The organism is Cyclobacteriaceae bacterium, assembly GCA_013141055.1.
Taxonomy (GTDB): Bacteria; Bacteroidota; Bacteroidia; order Cytophagales; family Cyclobacteriaceae; genus ELB16-189.
Genome location: JABFRS010000001.1, coordinates 1,984,325 through 2,000,779 on the forward strand (window position 1 = coordinate 1,984,325; position 16,455 = coordinate 2,000,779).

General features: G+C 41.3%; 19 protein-coding genes. 12 read left to right on the plus strand and 7 right to left on the minus strand.

What is annotated here, in order from left to right:
• Positions 1-8: 8 nt before the first annotated feature.
• From HOP08_08865 to HOP08_08895, 7 genes are all read left to right on the plus strand, one after another.
• Entirely contained in the window at positions 9-536 is a 528-nt protein-coding gene (locus HOP08_08865; protein NOT75026.1) for an SPOR domain-containing protein, read from the plus strand.
• The gene (locus HOP08_08870) at positions 536-1,729 is read left to right on the plus strand and encodes an amidohydrolase (GenBank protein NOT75027.1); all 1,194 of its coding nucleotides are present in this window, start codon (positions 536-538) and stop codon (positions 1,727-1,729) included. Before HOP08_08865 ends, HOP08_08870 begins: the two co-directional genes overlap by 1 nt.
• A 128-nt stretch (positions 1,730-1,857) precedes the next feature.
• Complete coding sequence (locus HOP08_08875; protein ID NOT75028.1) at positions 1,858-3,459, plus strand: Na/Pi symporter; 1,602 nt, start codon at positions 1,858-1,860, stop codon at positions 3,457-3,459.
• Positions 3,460-3,575: 116 nt separating this feature from the next.
• The gene (locus HOP08_08880) at positions 3,576-3,938 is read left to right on the plus strand and encodes a phage holin family protein (GenBank protein ID NOT75029.1); all 363 of its coding nucleotides are present in this window, start codon (positions 3,576-3,578) and stop codon (positions 3,936-3,938) included.
• Positions 3,939-3,941: 3 nt separating this feature from the next.
• Positions 3,942-4,364, plus strand: a complete 423-nt coding sequence (locus tag HOP08_08885) for a hypothetical protein (GenBank protein ID NOT75030.1) — start codon at positions 3,942-3,944, stop codon at positions 4,362-4,364.
• Entirely contained in the window at positions 4,351-5,115 is a 765-nt protein-coding gene (locus tag HOP08_08890; protein NOT75031.1) for a geranylgeranylglyceryl/heptaprenylglyceryl phosphate synthase, read from the plus strand. The genes HOP08_08885 and HOP08_08890 overlap by 14 nt, the downstream gene beginning before the upstream one ends.
• Before the next feature lie 48 nt (positions 5,116-5,163).
• Positions 5,164-5,826 carry a hypothetical protein gene (locus HOP08_08895; GenBank protein ID NOT75032.1) on the plus strand — a complete coding sequence of 221 codons (663 nt, stop codon included), beginning with the start codon at positions 5,164-5,166 and terminating at the stop codon, positions 5,824-5,826.
• Positions 5,827-5,833: 7 nt separating this feature from the next.
• On the opposite strand, the gene HOP08_08900 is transcribed toward HOP08_08895, so the two are convergent.
• The 5 genes from HOP08_08900 to HOP08_08920 all read right to left on the minus strand — a co-directional run bounded on the left by HOP08_08900 (position 5,834) and on the right by HOP08_08920 (position 10,197).
• The gene (locus tag HOP08_08900; GenBank protein NOT75033.1) at positions 5,834-6,973 is read right to left on the minus strand and encodes an acyl-CoA dehydrogenase; all 1,140 of its coding nucleotides are present in this window, start codon (positions 6,971-6,973) and stop codon (positions 5,834-5,836) included.
• 160 nt (positions 6,974-7,133) lie between these two features.
• Positions 7,134-7,838: a zinc metallopeptidase gene (locus tag HOP08_08905; GenBank protein ID NOT75034.1), complete on the minus strand. Its 705-nt coding sequence runs from the start codon at positions 7,836-7,838 to the stop codon at positions 7,134-7,136.
• Positions 7,839-7,850: 12 nt separating this feature from the next.
• Positions 7,851-8,333 carry a D-glycero-beta-D-manno-heptose 1-phosphate adenylyltransferase gene (rfaE2, locus tag HOP08_08910; protein ID NOT75035.1) on the minus strand — a complete coding sequence of 161 codons (483 nt, stop codon included), beginning with the start codon at positions 8,331-8,333 and terminating at the stop codon, positions 7,851-7,853.
• The gene (locus tag HOP08_08915) at positions 8,309-9,307 is read right to left on the minus strand and encodes a flippase-like domain-containing protein (GenBank protein ID NOT75036.1); all 999 of its coding nucleotides are present in this window, start codon (positions 9,305-9,307) and stop codon (positions 8,309-8,311) included. The genes rfaE2 and HOP08_08915 overlap by 25 nt, the downstream gene beginning before the upstream one ends.
• Positions 9,308-9,348: 41 nt before the next feature.
• On the minus strand, positions 9,349-10,197 hold the full coding sequence (locus HOP08_08920; GenBank protein ID NOT75037.1) for a pantoate--beta-alanine ligase: 849 nt from the start codon (positions 10,195-10,197) through the stop codon (positions 9,349-9,351).
• Between the two features lie 118 nt (positions 10,198-10,315).
• Between HOP08_08920 and HOP08_08925 the strand changes: the two genes are divergently transcribed.
• From HOP08_08925 to glmS, 3 genes are read left to right on the plus strand one after another with little or no spacing between them, the layout of a single operon-like run.
• Positions 10,316-11,119 carry a glycogen/starch synthase gene (locus HOP08_08925; GenBank protein ID NOT75038.1) on the plus strand — a complete coding sequence of 268 codons (804 nt, stop codon included), beginning with the start codon at positions 10,316-10,318 and terminating at the stop codon, positions 11,117-11,119.
• Positions 11,058-12,590: a DUF4270 family protein gene (locus HOP08_08930; GenBank protein ID NOT75039.1), complete on the plus strand. Its 1,533-nt coding sequence runs from the start codon at positions 11,058-11,060 to the stop codon at positions 12,588-12,590. Before HOP08_08925 ends, HOP08_08930 begins: the two co-directional genes overlap by 62 nt.
• Positions 12,591-12,593: 3 nt before the next feature.
• Positions 12,594-14,429, plus strand: a complete 1,836-nt coding sequence (glmS, locus tag HOP08_08935; protein NOT75040.1) for a glutamine--fructose-6-phosphate transaminase (isomerizing) — start codon at positions 12,594-12,596, stop codon at positions 14,427-14,429.
• A gap of 52 nt (positions 14,430-14,481) precedes the next feature.
• Here the strand turns inward: glmS and HOP08_08940 are convergent, their stop codons facing one another.
• Positions 14,482-14,691 (minus strand): hypothetical protein, encoded by a 210-nt coding sequence (locus HOP08_08940; protein NOT75041.1) that lies wholly within the window; start codon positions 14,689-14,691, stop codon positions 14,482-14,484.
• A gap of 125 nt (positions 14,692-14,816) precedes the next feature.
• The gene (locus HOP08_08945; GenBank protein ID NOT75042.1) at positions 14,817-15,476 is read right to left on the minus strand and encodes a 3-hydroxyacyl-CoA dehydrogenase; all 660 of its coding nucleotides are present in this window, start codon (positions 15,474-15,476) and stop codon (positions 14,817-14,819) included.
• A 131-nt stretch (positions 15,477-15,607) separates the two neighbouring features.
• Between HOP08_08945 and HOP08_08950 the strand changes: the two genes are divergently transcribed.
• On the plus strand, positions 15,608-15,988 hold the full coding sequence (locus HOP08_08950; protein NOT75043.1) for a RidA family protein: 381 nt from the start codon (positions 15,608-15,610) through the stop codon (positions 15,986-15,988).
• Positions 15,985-16,449, plus strand: a complete 465-nt coding sequence (locus tag HOP08_08955; protein NOT75044.1) for a hypothetical protein — start codon at positions 15,985-15,987, stop codon at positions 16,447-16,449. The genes HOP08_08950 and HOP08_08955 overlap by 4 nt, the downstream gene beginning before the upstream one ends.
• Positions 16,450-16,455 lie beyond the last annotated feature (6 nt).

Genomic DNA, 16,455 nt, shown 5'->3' on the forward strand with positions numbered 1-16,455 from the left:
CGGCAAAAATGAATTACTTTGTAGACATGGAAGAGCTTATAAATCGCACAGCATGGTCATGTATGATGTTTGTGGTGTGTTTGGCATCCTTCTCATGCGCTGCTCAGAAGAATAGTTCAAAGCCTTACTATCATGAAGATTTGCAGGCCCTCCGTCCTAAATTTCCCGAGACAGTAGATTCTTCCGTTCAGATTCAGTTTCAGAAAAAAGAAGAGGTCGTTCCTGTTTACAATGTTAATAAGAAGGTAGACGGTGTTCTGGATAGCATTAACCACTTCAATGCTTCGCGCAAACTTATCGATGGCTTTACGATTCAGATTTATTCCGGGCAGAATCGTGAAGAAGCGATGCTCACCAAGAAAAAAATGTCAACTGATGCTGGGGATCTTTCTTCAGAAATGGAATACACACAGCCAAAATTCCGTGTTAAAGTAGGAAGCTATTTTTCAAGACTGGAGGCTCAAAAGGATCTTCTCCGCATGAAAAGATTATTCCCTAATGCAATACTGGTTCCTGAAAAAATTCTGGTACGCTAATGTCACTGCTCCAATCTGTTCAAGAGCTTTCTAAAAATACTGCAAAGGAAGTAGTAAAGTGGCGCAGGCATTTGCATGCTAATCCTGAACTTTCTTATCAGGAATTTAATACTGCAAAATTTGTCTCTCAAACACTTCGCGATCTGGGAATGAAGCCTACCGAAGGTATTGCTGGAACAGGAATCGTGGTACTTATCGAGGGAAAAAACCCTGCCAAAAAAACAATCGCACTTCGTGCGGATATGGATGCCCTTCCAATCACTGAAGCAAACACAGTAGAGTACAAATCAAAAAATAATGGAGTGATGCATGCATGCGGTCATGATGTACATACATCTTCACTGATGGGCACTGCTAAAATTTTAAACTCACTGAAAGATCAGTTTGAAGGAACTGTTAAATTGATCTTTCAACCTGGAGAAGAAAAAAATCCAGGTGGTGCATCCTTTATGATCAAAGAAGGTGCTTTGGAAAATCCACGGCCTGATTCAATTATCGGTCAGCATGTAATGCCTTTGCTACCTGTTGGAACGATCGGTTTCCGGGAAGGAATGTACATGGCAAGTTCCGACGAAATCTATTTGAAAGTTATTGGAAAAGGTGGTCATGCTTCAACTCCTGAACTTACAGTAGATCCTATTGTGATCGCTTCCCATATTATTATTTCTTTACAACAGATTATTAGCAGGAATGCAAGTCCCAAACAGCCAACGGTTCTTTCCTTTGGGAAAATCTCGGCAGAAGGCGCAACGAATATTATTCCCAATGAAGTGAATATTGCCGGAACATTTCGTGCATTAAATGAAGTATGGCGCAGGGAAGCTTTGGCAAAGATTCAAAAAATGGCGGAAGGCATTGCTGAAGGAATGGGTGGACGCTGTGAAGTGACAATCTCTCACGGCTATCCTTATCTTGAGAATAATCCAGGGCTTACGCAAAGCATTCGTAAGGCAGCTGAGGAATATGTAGGCAAGGACAAAGTTGTCGACATTGATCTCACTCTGGGGTCCGAAGATTTCGCATATTATTCTCATGTTATCCCTGCTTCCTTCTATCGACTTGGCACACGCAATGAAGCAAAAGGAATTACTTCATATGTTCATACGCCGACATTCGACATTGATGAAGACGCTCTCACAATTGGACCCGGTCTGATGGCCTGGATGGCCCTTCGTGAACTGGGTAATCACTGATATTTCTCAAATCACTTCCACTCAATTCTGGTCATGACCTTGCGAAAACGTGGGATCATGCATTCTTAAATTAAGTATTTGTTAACTCCTTTATTCCTTCGGCTGGGTTTCTATCTTTACCGATCAGCATGAAGAGCGGACAGCCTACATCAGAAACAATTGGTTCCCGAAAAGCGCAGTGGAGAATCCTTCTGCGTAATACCGCTTATATCGTAGGAGCCTTAGTTGTATTCCTTTTTGCTCTGGAGTTAATGCTTTCTTCTCTTCAGCATTTGGGTAAGACCGCTGCTGAGACGATTATCCTTGCTACTTCCAATCCATTTACTGCATTGTTCATTGGATTATTAATTACAGCTATCATCCAAAGCAGCACAGCAACCACCTCGATGACTGTCGCATTGGTGGCATCCGGTTCACTTACTTTAGAGAGTGCAATTCCAATCATCATGGGCGCTAATGTTGGAACTACTATCACCAGCACCATTGTCTCACTTGGATTCCTTCCAAAGAAAAAAGAATTCAGAAGGGCGGTTGCTGCGGGTACGTATCATGACTTCTTTAATATTCTTACAGTCTTCATACTTTTTCCACTGGAATATTACTTCCAGTTTCTTTCTCATCTGTCAGAATCCATTGCCACCACACTTTTCAAACAACCGATTGGTCCATCACAGGGAAGCTTTTCCTTACTCGGCGGCGGATTGAGTGCCATCACCGACTCAATTGTGAGCACAATCGGAAATGGTTTTATATTGATCGTTATCTCATTAATAATCCTTTTCAGTTCTATTCTATTTTTTAGAAAAGTTCTTACAAAACTTTTGGGATTCGGTTCGTCTGAAACATTTCAACGTTTCTTTTTTCAGAGCCCATTGAAATCATTTGCATGGGGCGTATTGACAACGGCAGCTATCAGATCGAGCTCTGTCACAACATCCTTAGTTGTACCATTAGTTGCAAAGAAAGTTGTTACTCTTAGGAGCGCAGTACCTTTTATTCTTGGCGCCAACATCGGAACGACAATCAGTGCATTTCTTGCTGCGATGTTAAACTCTAACATTGCCATCAGCATTGCTATTGCTCACTTCCTATTCAATTTTATAGGAGTCATGATTTTCTTCCCCATACCAGCTCTTAGGGAGATTCCAATCAAGCTGGCCACTGGACTGGGAAGAATTACACTCAAGTATCGTTTGGCAGGACTTCTCTATCTGCTCGTGATGTTTTTTATAGTGCCCTTCTCTTTGATCTATTTCAATCGCGATGCAGTAAGTATTACAGAGCTTACCTATCAACGGATTGAAAATAATAAGACCACCTACTTTACTGTTATCACGAAAACATTTGAAAATCAGGCGATGCGGATTGTCTATCCCGGAGAAAAAAATACAGAGCCATCACTGATCTACTCAGTTTACCGGAAAAATAATCTCTTGATCATTAATAATGAACTCTTTGAACTCAACAAACCTGGCTTCTGTCGCGATGGAGAAGACCGTGATGGAAAATTCAAATCATGCATCCGCGAAATCCTCCCCAGGCTTATCCTGAATCCATCCCTCTCCCTGGATTCCATTTTTGTCTTTCAAAAACAATATGAACGACAAGTTAATGTGAGCACCTGGCGCTATATCAGTTCCCCTTCGAATCTCCTTGTAAAAAAGGAAAGGCGCGACACTCTCGGAAATGTTATCAGCACAGAAGAGCTTTACAAAATTGTAAAGAAGTAATATTCCTTTTAATTCCCTGAGAATTCCCTACTCACAAAGGTCATTTGCAGCCGCCTCCAGCCAATGGTCAGCTTGAATTGATGCCTCTAATTTCCCTATCTTTATTCCCTATACCTATGGAGAACATTTCTGCCTCGATCCTTAAGTTTCTAAAGCTTGATAGCCTGATTCAAAACCTTACCGGTTTTGTTGAGACCCGTATTGAATTAATGAAGATTGAGGTTCGTGAGGATCTTGCAAAAGCAGTATCACGGGCATTAATGATGGCAGTCTTTTTTCTGGTGGGATTTCTCTTTTTGATCTTTTTCAGCATTGGACTGGCCCATTTTTTAAACAAGTTTTTTGAAGATTCTTATGCAGGATATTGGACGGTAGCATCGATCTATCTGGCTACCTTTTTAGTTTTACTGGTATCCAGAAAAGGAATCTTCCAGTATTTTGAGAAGCAAATGACTGAGTTGATGAAAAGGAAAAAGTAAGCTATGGAACTACTGGAAACACAAGATCCCGAAAAAAGAAAACTGATAGAGACATCAGATCGTCACAAGCGCGCACTTGAAAAAGAGGTTGGCGAATTGTCTCAGAAGACTGACAAGATGCTTACCAATGCATTGATCATTGGGGGATCTCTTGCAGCAACCTATTTTCTGGTAAGCACGTTCTCTGGCGGAAGCAAGAAGAAAAAGAAACGAAGAAAGAAATTTCTGAAAGTTGTCAAGGCTCCTCAGGAGGCGGCGGAAGATTTTGAAGAAGAAGCTGAAGAAGAAGAAAGCAGTGCACCTTCATTGATAGGAATGGTTGGCAACAGGGTTTTATCTCAGGCTTCTGTCATCTTATTGAACATCGCAAAGGACAAGCTTTTTGAATACCTCGAATCAAGAAAAAAGAAGGATGAAAATTCTTGAAATACTTCAGCAGCGCCATCGTCTTGGCAAAAAATCAATTGCTGTTCTTGTCGACCCCGATAAGGCAGATGATCCTGCCAAGCTAAAGCATCTCATCCATCTGGCGAATGAGAACTGTGTTGATTTCTTCTTTGTAGGAGGAAGCCTGGTCACTACACCTTATCTATCCGATGTCATTCAAAGCATTAAGGAAACTGTAAATATTCCGGTCATTCTTTTTCCGGGAAGTTCATTGCAAATTGATCCTTCTGCTGATGCAATTCTTTTTCTTTCATTGATCTCAGGACGCAATCCGGATCTGCTGATAGGACAACATGTTCAGGCAGCTCCGATATTAAAGAATAACCGGATGGAGGTGCTGCCTACCGGATACATGCTGATCAGTTCAGGCCGCACAACTTCGGTAGCATATATCAGCAATACGACCCCAATTCCAGAGGACAAATATTCACTTGCCGCCTGTACAGCATTGGCTGGTGAAATGTTAGGACTTCAACTTATTTATCTTGATGCTGGAAGCGGCGCAGAACGCGAAATCAGCCCACGGATGATCTCCGCTGTCAGAAAATCTATTGAGGTCCCAATGATTGTTGGTGGTGGAATTACAACTCCGCAAAAAGCGATTGCTGCGCTCGAAGCCGGCGCTGATATGATTGTTATTGGAAATGCTTTGGAAAAAAGCCCTGATCTTCTCAGTGAGATAAGTGACAAGATCTACGACTGGAACCAAAGTGTTGAAGCGGGTAAATAATAACCGAAGCAAACGTCCCTCAAGTTTATCTCTCCTAAATCAATGCTGATGAAGAATCTTTTCACAATGGTCTTTTCATTTGTTGTGCTGGTTTGTTCCGCACAGGAACCTTCCGATGTTGTACTCACTGACTTTATCAGAGACTCTCAACAATGGGTCAAAGAAGGTGAGAAGATGAATCTCTCATGGTGGATACCTTCAGAATATTGGAAAATTTCCCTGGCAGGAAATACTCAGATTCCTCCTGGAACTTCCGAGAAGCTTGAAATGATATTTAAAGATTACATGCTCATTTGTGCAGCTGAGGCAACAATTCATTTGGATGGAGCCATCGAAGTAAATGACGAGTCCACAATCCGGAAAAGTATCAAGGTCATGGATGCTTCAGGGAAGACATATTCACCTCTTTCTGAGGATCAGCTTTCGGATGAAGCAAGGTCTGTTGCTCAAAATCTTAAGCCGGTGTTTGCCCAGGCATTAGGTCAGTTGGGAAAAGGAATGCATATTTTCTTCTTTTCCATTAAGAATGATAAAAGTGAAAATCTGATCTTCGCCGCTAAACCTGGAGTGTTTAAGGTCATTCACGACAACAGCACTTTCAACTGGTCATTGCCTTTGGCGTCGTTACTTCCTCCAAAGATTTGTCCTGTCGACAAAGAAAAGCTTAAAGGAAACTGGAACTTCTGTCCTGTTCATGGTAATAAACTGTAAGCTGAGATTACCTCAGAAGTTCTCGTGAAATCACCATCTTCTGTATCTCCGTCGTTCCCTCATAGATCTGTGTGATCTTGGCATCGCGCATCAGTCGCTCAACATGATACTCCTTCACATATCCATATCCACCATGGATCTGAACGGCCTCTGTTGTTACTTCCTGAGCGATCTGTGAAGCAAATAGCTTGGCCATGGCAGCTGCTTTGACAAAATCTTTTTTCTCATCCTTAAGATTTGCTGCTTTCCAGATCATCAATCTTGCGGCATCAATCTTGGTTGCCATCTCTGCAAGCTTGAATTGTATTGCCTGATGATCCGATAGAAATTTTCCGAATGCCTTGCGCTCTTTAGAATATTTTAGTGCTAGCTCATACGCGCCTGAAGCAATTCCCAATGCCTGTGAAGCTATGCCAATGCGTCCTCCGTTGAGTGTACCCATCGCAAACGTAAATCCAAATCCTTCTTCGCCGATCCGGTTAGCTTTTGGCACTTTCACATCCGTAAACATCAATGAGTGTGTATCGCTTCCGCGAATTCCCATTTTATCTTCCTTCTTACCAACTACAAAACCAGGCATTCCTCTTTCAACGATCAAACAGTTAATTCCCTTATGCTTTTTAGTAGCATCGGTCTGAGCCATTACAAGATAAATATGTGCGCTGCTTCCATTGGTAATCCAATTCTTGGTACCATTTAATAGGTAATGATCGCCTTTATCTTCCGCAATTGTCCGTTGACTTGTAGCGTCTGATCCTGCTTCCGGTTCCGAAAGACAGAATGCACCAAGCTTTGTTCCTGCAGCAAGTGGCTTAAGAAATTTTTCTTTTTGCTCTTCGGAACCGTTTTTCTCCAGACCCCAGCACACCAATGAATTGTTAACAGACATCATTACTGAAGCAGAGGCATCCACTTTTGAAAGTTCTTCCATGGCAAGCACATAGGATATTGTATCCATGCCGCCGCCATTATACTTAGGGTCAGTCATCATTCCCATGAATCCAAGTTCTCCCATCCTTCGCTGAAGGGCCTCAGGAAATTTGGCATGAGTGTCTCTTTCTATAACGCCAGGAAGTAATTCGTTTTGCGCGAAGTCGCGGGCTGCTTGTTGTACCGCTAGCTGCTCTTCTGTAAGCTGAAAATTCATGCTGTGAATTAACAATATTAATTTGAAAAAGTCCTCACGGTAGCTAAAGCTTGAGCACACAAATCATATTAAAATTAACTGACAAGCGGACGTTTGTTAAAATGTGCTCATAAAAAAACCCCGCCGAAGCAGGGTCCTTATTTTTGAATTTCTTATTTAATTAGTCATCACTTCTTCCAACTCCCAGATACATCATCACATAGTATGCAAGCATGGTGATTGCACCAATTGCGGCTACAACGTAGGTCATTGCTGCCCACTTCAATGCATCCTGAGCCATACCATATTCTCCTGGTGTAACAATGTTTCTTGTTTTCACCCATGCCAAAGCACGATTGCTTGCATCAAACTCTACCGGTAATGTCACCAGCGCAAACAATGCAAATACAGCATAACATACAATCATGATCAACAAAGCCGTCTTGACCGGAAGAATGCCTCCGAAGAAAATTCCTCCAAAGAGCAATGCCATCATCATAAAGTTCAATACCCTTGCGCTGATATTCTGAACAGGGACCATTGCCGAACGAAATTGCAACATGCTATAAGCTGTTGCATGCTGAACTGCATGACCACATTCGTGTGAAGCAACTGCTGCTGCCGCTGCATTGCGACCAAAGAAAACTTCTTTGCTGAGGTTAACAGTTTTTGTTGTCGGGTCATAATGATCTGTCAATTGACCTTCAACGCTTACTACCTGAACATCATTGATGCCATTGTCTGCCAGCATAAGGCGGGCGATTTCAGCACCGGTTAAATCTTTAGTTAAATGTGTTTCTGAATACAGCTTGAATTTACTTTTAAGACGTGAGCTTACTATCCATCCGATCAGCATGAAAAACCCACCAATTAATAATGCACCCATAGTTGTGTTTAATTATGTTCTTTTAATTTTTTCTACAATTCTTGTGGTGGAATATCCCGGTACAAAATCAATCGTTTTTACCACCCCGCCATTCCTAATTACAACATCTGCGCCAACGATATTTTCTGCCAAATAGTCACTTCCTTTCACCAAAATATCGGGAATAAGTGCTGAAATAAGGTCAAAAGGAGTGTCTTCATTAAAAAAAACCACCATGTCGATAAATTGAAGAGATGCGAGAATATGCGCCCTTGAAGTCTGATCCTGGATGGGTCTTTCAGGCCCTTTAAATCTGCTCACCGAATCATCCGTATTCAAACCGAGCACAAGCTTGTCTCCCAACATCCGAGCTTTCTCCAGGTAATCTACATGACCAAGATGAAGAATATCAAAGCACCCGTTTGTAAACACTACTTTCTTGCCATCCTCCTTCCACTGAAGAACGATCTGCATTGCGGTTTTAATGTCTTTTATTTTGTCGGCTGCTTTTTCCATTTAATAAGCCAGTAGCTAATGATTAAAGATACAACTCCACCCACAATCATCGTGAGTGTTTGCCAGGCATGAAAAATAAATACAAAGGTTATTGCGTCTGCTTCAGGAAGTTGATACAATGCTACTAATCCCATCGGAACAATTGTGTGATAAGAACCTGCCCCACCAGGTAAAGGAGCTGCCATGGCAATCGCTCCCAATGCAAAGACGGCAAGCACTGCACTGAAGCCCAGGAAATCAGTGGAGTCAAAGGCTTTGATCACACAATAGCTCATCAGGAAATATAAGAACCAGATAAACAATGAATAAAAAAGGAACAACCATTTATTCTTCAGTTTGAAAACAGAAAGCAATCCTTCTTTAAAGCCCGATATTACTTTTAATAACTTTTCATTTTTACGGAAGCTGTATGCCAAGGCAATCAGTGCGATCAATGCTACCAATCCAATGATTGCCCAAACGGGAACACGAAATTCACCACTCTCTCCGGATCCAATTCCCAAAGAAGAAATAAAAGCAAGGAGTTTATCCCACTCAACAACAAAAGCAATCACGATGACCAGCAACAAACAGAGCACGTCTGCAATTCTTTCAACCACCACCGTTCCGAATGAAACTTCCACCGGAGTTTTTTCAAGTTGATAGAGATTATAACAGCGTGACACCTCACCTCCCCGTGGCACGGCGAGGTTAACAAGATATCCGATCATCAAAGAGAGAAAGCTACTGGTCAGTTTGACATAATTACCGGAAGGTACGAGCAGCATTTTCCATCGTTCCGCTCTGATAAAATGGCTTATATAGGCCACAATCGCCATTAAGAACAGCCACATCTTGTTTGATTTCTCCCATGCTTGCCAGATGGTATCCATCTTATTTTCACCTTTTAAGCCGCGCAAAGAGAACCATAACAAGGCTGCTGTCAGAGCAATCATGAGGGCATACTGAATAATATTTCGAAGGGTTTTTGGCAAGTCTTTGTATTTTATGTTGAAGATAATACGAATCCGGGTCTTTAATGATCAGCGAGAAGCATATTGTCAATGAGCCGCACCTCTCCAACAAATGCGGCAATCAGAATAACAACTTTGTCAGGATTCTTAACATCTTCCAAAAGAGTAAAGTTGTGTTTATCGGCAATGGCCAGGTATTCCAATCTGATCTTATTGTTATTGCATTCTTCAGTCACCATTTTTTTCACAGAAGAAAAACTATCTCCATCGCGGAGACCTTTACACGCTTTACGCAAACATTGATTCAAAATGACTGCGCGGCTTCTTTCCTCTTTACTCAAACGAACATTTCGGGATGACATTGCGAGACCATCTGCTTCACGAATAATCGGTGCACCAATCAGTTCAATATCAAATTTCAATTCTTCAACCATTCTTGAGATTACCTTGAATTGTTGAAAATCTTTTTGGCCGAAGTAAGCTTTGTCTGGCTGAACAATGTTGAACAGTTTGGCAACAACCAGGGCAACTCCACTAAAGTGACCGGGACGAAATTCCCCTTCCAGGATTTTATCCAGCGATCCGAAGTCAAACTTTAAGGTACTGGGTTGGTCATACATCTCCTGATTGGAGGGACAGAATACGGCATCACAGCCAGCTTCCTCAAGCATTTTAGTATCAGCTTCGAGCGTGCGGGGATACTTTTCAAGATCCGCCGGATTATTGAATTGTACCGGATTAACATAAATAGAGCAAACCGTAATTCTGTTAACCTGGCGTGAAGCTTTAATAAGGCTTAAATGACCGTTGTGTAGGGCGCCCATTGTTGGCACTAAACCGATGGAGAAATGGTTGTCTCTATGATGCCTTAAATAAGCCCTTAAAGGCTCGATTTTATTGAAAATCTGCATCAAAAACCCCTTTTTTTGAAGGCCGCAAATATAGGCTTTATAATTGATTCACAGTTGAATAGGGGGTGAATTTACCGTACCTTTGTGTCCTTGTTTTTTCTTAATAAAAACCATCACTATGTCGAAACTGCGTATTCTTTATGTTGCCAGCGAAATCAATCCTTTCCTTCAAACATGTGAGGTAGCCGAATTTGTACGGAAGCTGCCACAGGCGATGCAGGAGAAGGGGATGGAGATTCGTATTCTGGTGCCAAGATTTGGGTTGATTAACGAGCGTAAGAACAGGCTGCATGAAGTTGTCCGTTTGTCAGGAATTAATATTTCAGTAGGTGACGAGGAAAAGCCTTTGATCATCAAAGTCGCTTCCATTCCGAATGCAAAATTACAGGTCTATTTTATCGACAACGAAGACTATTTCCATCGCAAATCCGTTTTCCATGATAAGGAAAACAAGTTCTATGAGGACAATGATGAGCGTGCGATCTTCTTCTGTAAAGGTGTTATTGAGACCGTCCGTAAACTTGGATGGACTCCGGATATTGTTCATTGCAATGACTGGATTACCAGCTTTATTCCATTGTATCTGAAGACGACTTATAAAAACGATCCGTTATTTAAAAACACCAAGACCGTCTTCACGATTTACAATAACAGCTTCACTCATAAGTTCAAAGGAGATCTTATGGGCAAAGTCAAGATGATTGACATTGAAGACAACATGCTTGGACACCTTAAGACCCAGGATTATGAAGGATTCATTAAACTGGGAGCTCAATTCGCCGATGTTGTTTCGGTAGCGGGCGACAATAAAAAACTGGAAGGATTAGTTAAGAAGATTAAAGAGAAGAAAGTTGAAACCATTGAGAAGGACGATAATTACACTGAATCGTTTTACAACCTTTACACAGAACTGGCGGGGTAAGAAGGCGAGCCTTTGGCTCTGCCTTTTAGTGCTCATTATTTTTTCATGCAAGGACGATGCGAACTTTATTGGTTTGCCTAAGCCTCCACGCCTTGATGTAAATTATATTGACATCCCCCTTAATCCAAGTGTGATTCAATATGATCGCCTGTTGACGGTTAATCCCACAGGAGAAAACGTAACCCGTATACTTTTTGGAAGGTATAATGATCCTGTATTTGGAAACATCGAGGCGCGTGGGTTCGCAAGTTTTGGACCTCCCCCATACTTTTCAACTGTTCCGGGGACCGCTACATTCGACTCTTTGGTACTTCAGTTAAATCTGGATTTTTATTACTACGGATCTCATAACACTTCCACACAAAAGTTGCAGGTGTATGAACTGCTTGATTCGCTAAACTATTCAAGGTCTTATTACAATAACACAACACCAGCGCTTCCGGCTTTACCGCTTGCTGAAACTACTTTCACTGTAAATGCAACTGATTTTGATGATGCAATCGCTCTTAACACAGATGCTGATACCGCTAACAATAAGTTATTCAGAGTAAGGGTCAAGATCCCGGGTGCTATGGGCAATAATTTGCTTAATGATCTCAAGACGATCACTAAGACGATGACTGACTTTGCGACATTCACAGGAAAATACAGAGGCTTTGCATTTGTGGTTCCGAATGGAATGGGTGATAAAATTCTAGGTGTGAATCCTACTTTCCGCGATGCAAATCCAAGAGTTACGGATACGAAGGTTTCTTTATACTATACTGATGGGGGAACGCAGGTAAAGGTTGATTATATTCTCTTTGCCTCGGTCAATTACACCACAGGATTCTATAGTCTGATCTCCAGTTTCTCAACAATTAAAGCCGATCGTACAGGAACTCCACTCAGCGGTATTGTCCCATTTCAGGAATTTCGCCCACTCGATAACCGACTTTACATTCAGGGGGGAACCTCATTGTTAACCAAACTTGATCTTAAGAACTTCTACACTTTTGCTGACACCGCTTTGAATGTTGCATTCAATTCTGTGGAACTGATTGTGAAAAATGTTGGAACTGTAAAAGCTCCACCAGCATTGTCTTTAAGAGTGCTAGATTCTTTGAATCACTTCCGGGTATCCTATCTTGACAGTATTCAGGGCGATTCATTGTTTTTGAGGGTAGATCCATATATCGCGAGATTTAGCTCAAATTTTTCATTGGGATCTACCGTTAGCGAACCTGCTATTTCTGTGGTGACCGATCTTGGTGCCTCCTCAATTCCAATATCCGGAGATGAGATAGGGAAAATCTACCTCACCGAATTCTTTCAGCAACTTTACAAACGGAAAAATGATCCAAGAAAAATAAAGGCTTTGGGTCTATCTATCTTTGGTGACAATAATCGAAAATCCACCAGCTCTGTCGTTCTCGATCCGAATCTCGTTTTAAGAATCTATTATTCTAAACCTGTAGTCAAAATAAGGTAATATATGTGTGGTATAGTTGCCTACGTAGGACACCGTCAGGCCAGTGATGTAATCATCAAAGGCTTGAAGCGTCTTGAATATCGTGGATACGATAGTACTGGAATTGCTCTTCTGAATGGAGCCCTCAACGTCTACAAAAAGAAGGGGAAAGTTTCGGAACTTGAAGGATATATCAAGGGCATCGATCTTAAAAGTCATATAGGAATGGGGCACACCCGTTGGGCCACCCACGGAGAACCTAACGATGAGAATGCTCACCCTCACTATTCCGCAACCAAGAAACTCGCCATCATTCATAATGGCATCATTGAAAATTATGCATCACTAAAAAAAGAATTGATCCGAAAGGGTCACACTTTTCTAAGTGATACAGATACGGAAGTCTTTATTCATTTCATTGAAGATATTCAGGAAAAAGAACAATGCACACTTGATGAAGCAGTCCGTCTTGCTTTGACAAAAGTGGTGGGTGCCTATGCCATTGTTGTGATGTCATTTGAAAACCCGGATCTGCTGATTGCAGCACGTAAAGGAAGCCCATTGGTAGTAGGTGTTGGTAAAGGTGAATTTTTCATGGCTTCTGACGCCACGCCAATCATTGAATACACCAATGAAGTAGTCTATTTGAATGATCAGGAAATTGCTATTGTTGATAGTGGTAAACTTACTATTAAGAACGTTGCCAATCTTCCATTAACTCCTTACATACAAACTGTAGACATGGAACTTGAAGCCCTTGAAAAAGGAGGCTTTGAACATTTCATGTTAAAAGAGATTTTTGAGCAGCCCCGTTCAATAATGGACTGTATGCGCGGACGCTTAGATTCAACCAGCAACAGGTTGATCCTTGGAGGTCTTCGTGAATACATAAAAAAATTAATCAATGCAGACCGGATATTGATTGTAGCGTGTGGAACATCATGGCACGCCGGACTCGTATCGGAATATTTCTTTGAAGAGTTTTGTCGCATCCCAACCGAAGTAGAGTATGCTTCGGAATTTCGTTATCGTAATCCTATTATTCGCGAAGGCGATGTAGTGATTGCAATTTCTCAATCGGGAGAAACAGCTGACACCCTTGCCGCCATCGAATTAGCGAAATCAAAAGGCGCTATCATTTTCGGCGTTTGCAATGTGGTGGGTTCTTCTATTCCAAGATTAACACACGCTGGAGCTTATACTCACGCAGGTCCTGAAATAGGAGTTGCAAGTACAAAAGCATTCACAGCCCAGCTAACTGTACTGAACATGATTGCATTGATTGTTGCCAGTGCAAAAGGCACGATCACTGATCAAAAGCTACATGAGATGCTGGTGGAAATGGAAAATATTCCCTCCAAGGTTGAGAAAGTGTTGAAGCTCAACGATCAGATAAAGGTAATTGCAGAAGAGTTCAAAGATGTGAGTCATTTCCTTTACCTGGGTCGCGGTTATAATTTCCCGGTAGCCCTTGAAGGAGCATTGAAACTTAAGGAAATTTCCTACATACATGCTGAAGGATATCCTGCAGCAGAGATGAAGCACGGACCAATCGCTTTGATTGATGAAGAAATGCCAGTAGTATTCATTGCTACGAAAGATAGTTCTTACGAAAAGGTGGTTTCCAATATTCAGGAAGTAAAAGCAAGAAAAGGAAGAGTCATTGCCGTTGTTACGGAAGGAGATACGCTCATTCCATCTATGGCAGAATTTGTTATTGAGGTTCCTGCCACTGCGGAGGCATTAATGCCAATGGTTTCTGTGGTGCCTTTGCAATTACTTTCCTATCACATTGCCGTGATGCGCAATTGTAATGTTGATCAGCCAAGAAACCTTGCAAAATCTGTAACGGTAGAATAATTTTAAAAGAGTGACCATCCTGTCACTCTTTTAAATATCTAAATTGTTGTAGTCAGCGAACAGAGACGATCAGATTCTGGTGAACTGAAGAAGGTTCGTTTCTCAATTTTGGTGAATCAACAGGTTTTGAAAATTCTACGATGTTCTCTTCATCATAATTACCATATCGGTCATATGAGTGAACTGTGAAATCAAATCTCTCTTCCTTTCTTTCGGGAGCATTGGTGTTGGATTTTGCCCATTTCCAGTTGAAGGTTTTCATAGTGAGTTGTGAAATTTACCAACTATTCACAATTCCCGGGCCGCATGACAAACTTGAAATTAATCTGTAATAGGCGCCGCTAATTAATCGGGGGGATTTAACGCTGTTGATTTTTTTCCACAGAATTAGTGAGATTCACCGGACTCTTTTACCAATCGGTCACAGGCTTTATATCTGGTATCATTGGTGTCTTGGTACATGGCGTTAAGCAACGCAACAACATTCTTCTTTCCGATTTTTTCGCACCATTCAAAAGGGCCAAAAGGATAATTAGTTCCAAGTTTCATCGCAAGGTCAATATCTTCCTTCGTTGCCGTTCCTTCTTCCATCGCAAAGTAAGCTTCATTGATGATCATGCAGATCACTCTTGGTGTTACAAAGCCAACGCGATCAGCAACAACCTGAAAAGCAGTCTGAAGCTTTTTACAAATTCCTTCCAAAACGGTTCCATCAGATTCTGAAGACAACGAAACCTCAAAAATATCACGGTTTAAAAAAGTTGGAAGACCACAAAATCCGATAAAAGTATTTTTGAATCCTTTCACATTAAGCTGATGAAGATTTGTATACGTTGTGTTGAGAAATACTATGAGATCAGGATTGTCCTGGTAATGATTCAATTGATAGGGATCGTCTTCAATAATGAAATCAAAGACAACAGGACTCGTCTTGAGAATAGCATGCAGGTCCTGGTGGTTTGGAACAACTAAATAGGAATGTGTGGATCCAAATTTCTGTTGCACCTCCTGATGCTGATACTTCGTTCCGATAATGAGAATTTCCATTTAAGATTTTGTGTGTTTTCTAAATTACCAGACTTTAATTTTCCTCATATTTGATCAAAAGTAAAGCATACGTTATGAAACCCAATGAAAAGAACGAACCTCCGGTAATGATTGTCCCTGCTTCTGATCCTATGTCAAAAAATGTGATCTATTCTTCAAAAGCGCCAGAACCCATTGGCCCATACAGTCAGGCGATCCAGGCAGGCAATCTGTTGTTCGTCTCAGGGCAGGTAGCGATTGATCAATCATCGGGGAAAATCCTGATGGGTGACATTCAGGAAGAGACACATCAGGTAATGAAAAATATCAAAGAGATTCTGATCGCGGCAAAAACGGATTTTTCAAGTGTAGTTAAATGCACTATTTTTCTTAAGGACATGAATAATTTCCCGAAGGTGAATGAAGTGTATGGATCCTATTTTGCAAGTCAACCACCGGCACGCGAAACTATTGAAGTAAGCCGGTTGCCAAAAGATGTTAATGTAGAGATCTCATGTATTGCCGTTAAGTGATAAAGATTATTCCCGGATTCAATGAAACGGTAGTTCTGCCAATAAAAGCAGACGAAATTTTCATGCTGTTGGAAGAAGCAACCTCCGACAAACCTTTCATTCAATCAAATGAGAAAACACTTTTATTTAATGGATGGATCAAAGAAGATCGTTTCAGGATATCATTACGCGTACATCGTGCCAACAATTATATTCCCCTGGTCATCGGACAGATAGAATCAACAAGATCCGGCAGCATTCTTCTCGTCGACTACAAGCTTTTTCCCACTACCCGATTCTTACTTTTATTCTGGACAATTGTTCTATTGTTTGGATCCATTTTCGCAACGTATCAAACCGATAATCTGCTATACTTGATAGGCGGAGTCTTCTTTATCACATTGATCTATTCTATCGTACGATCAAATTTTATGCTCCAGCTAAAACCCACACGCGAAGCATTGCACCGCCTGTTTTTGTAAATCCAA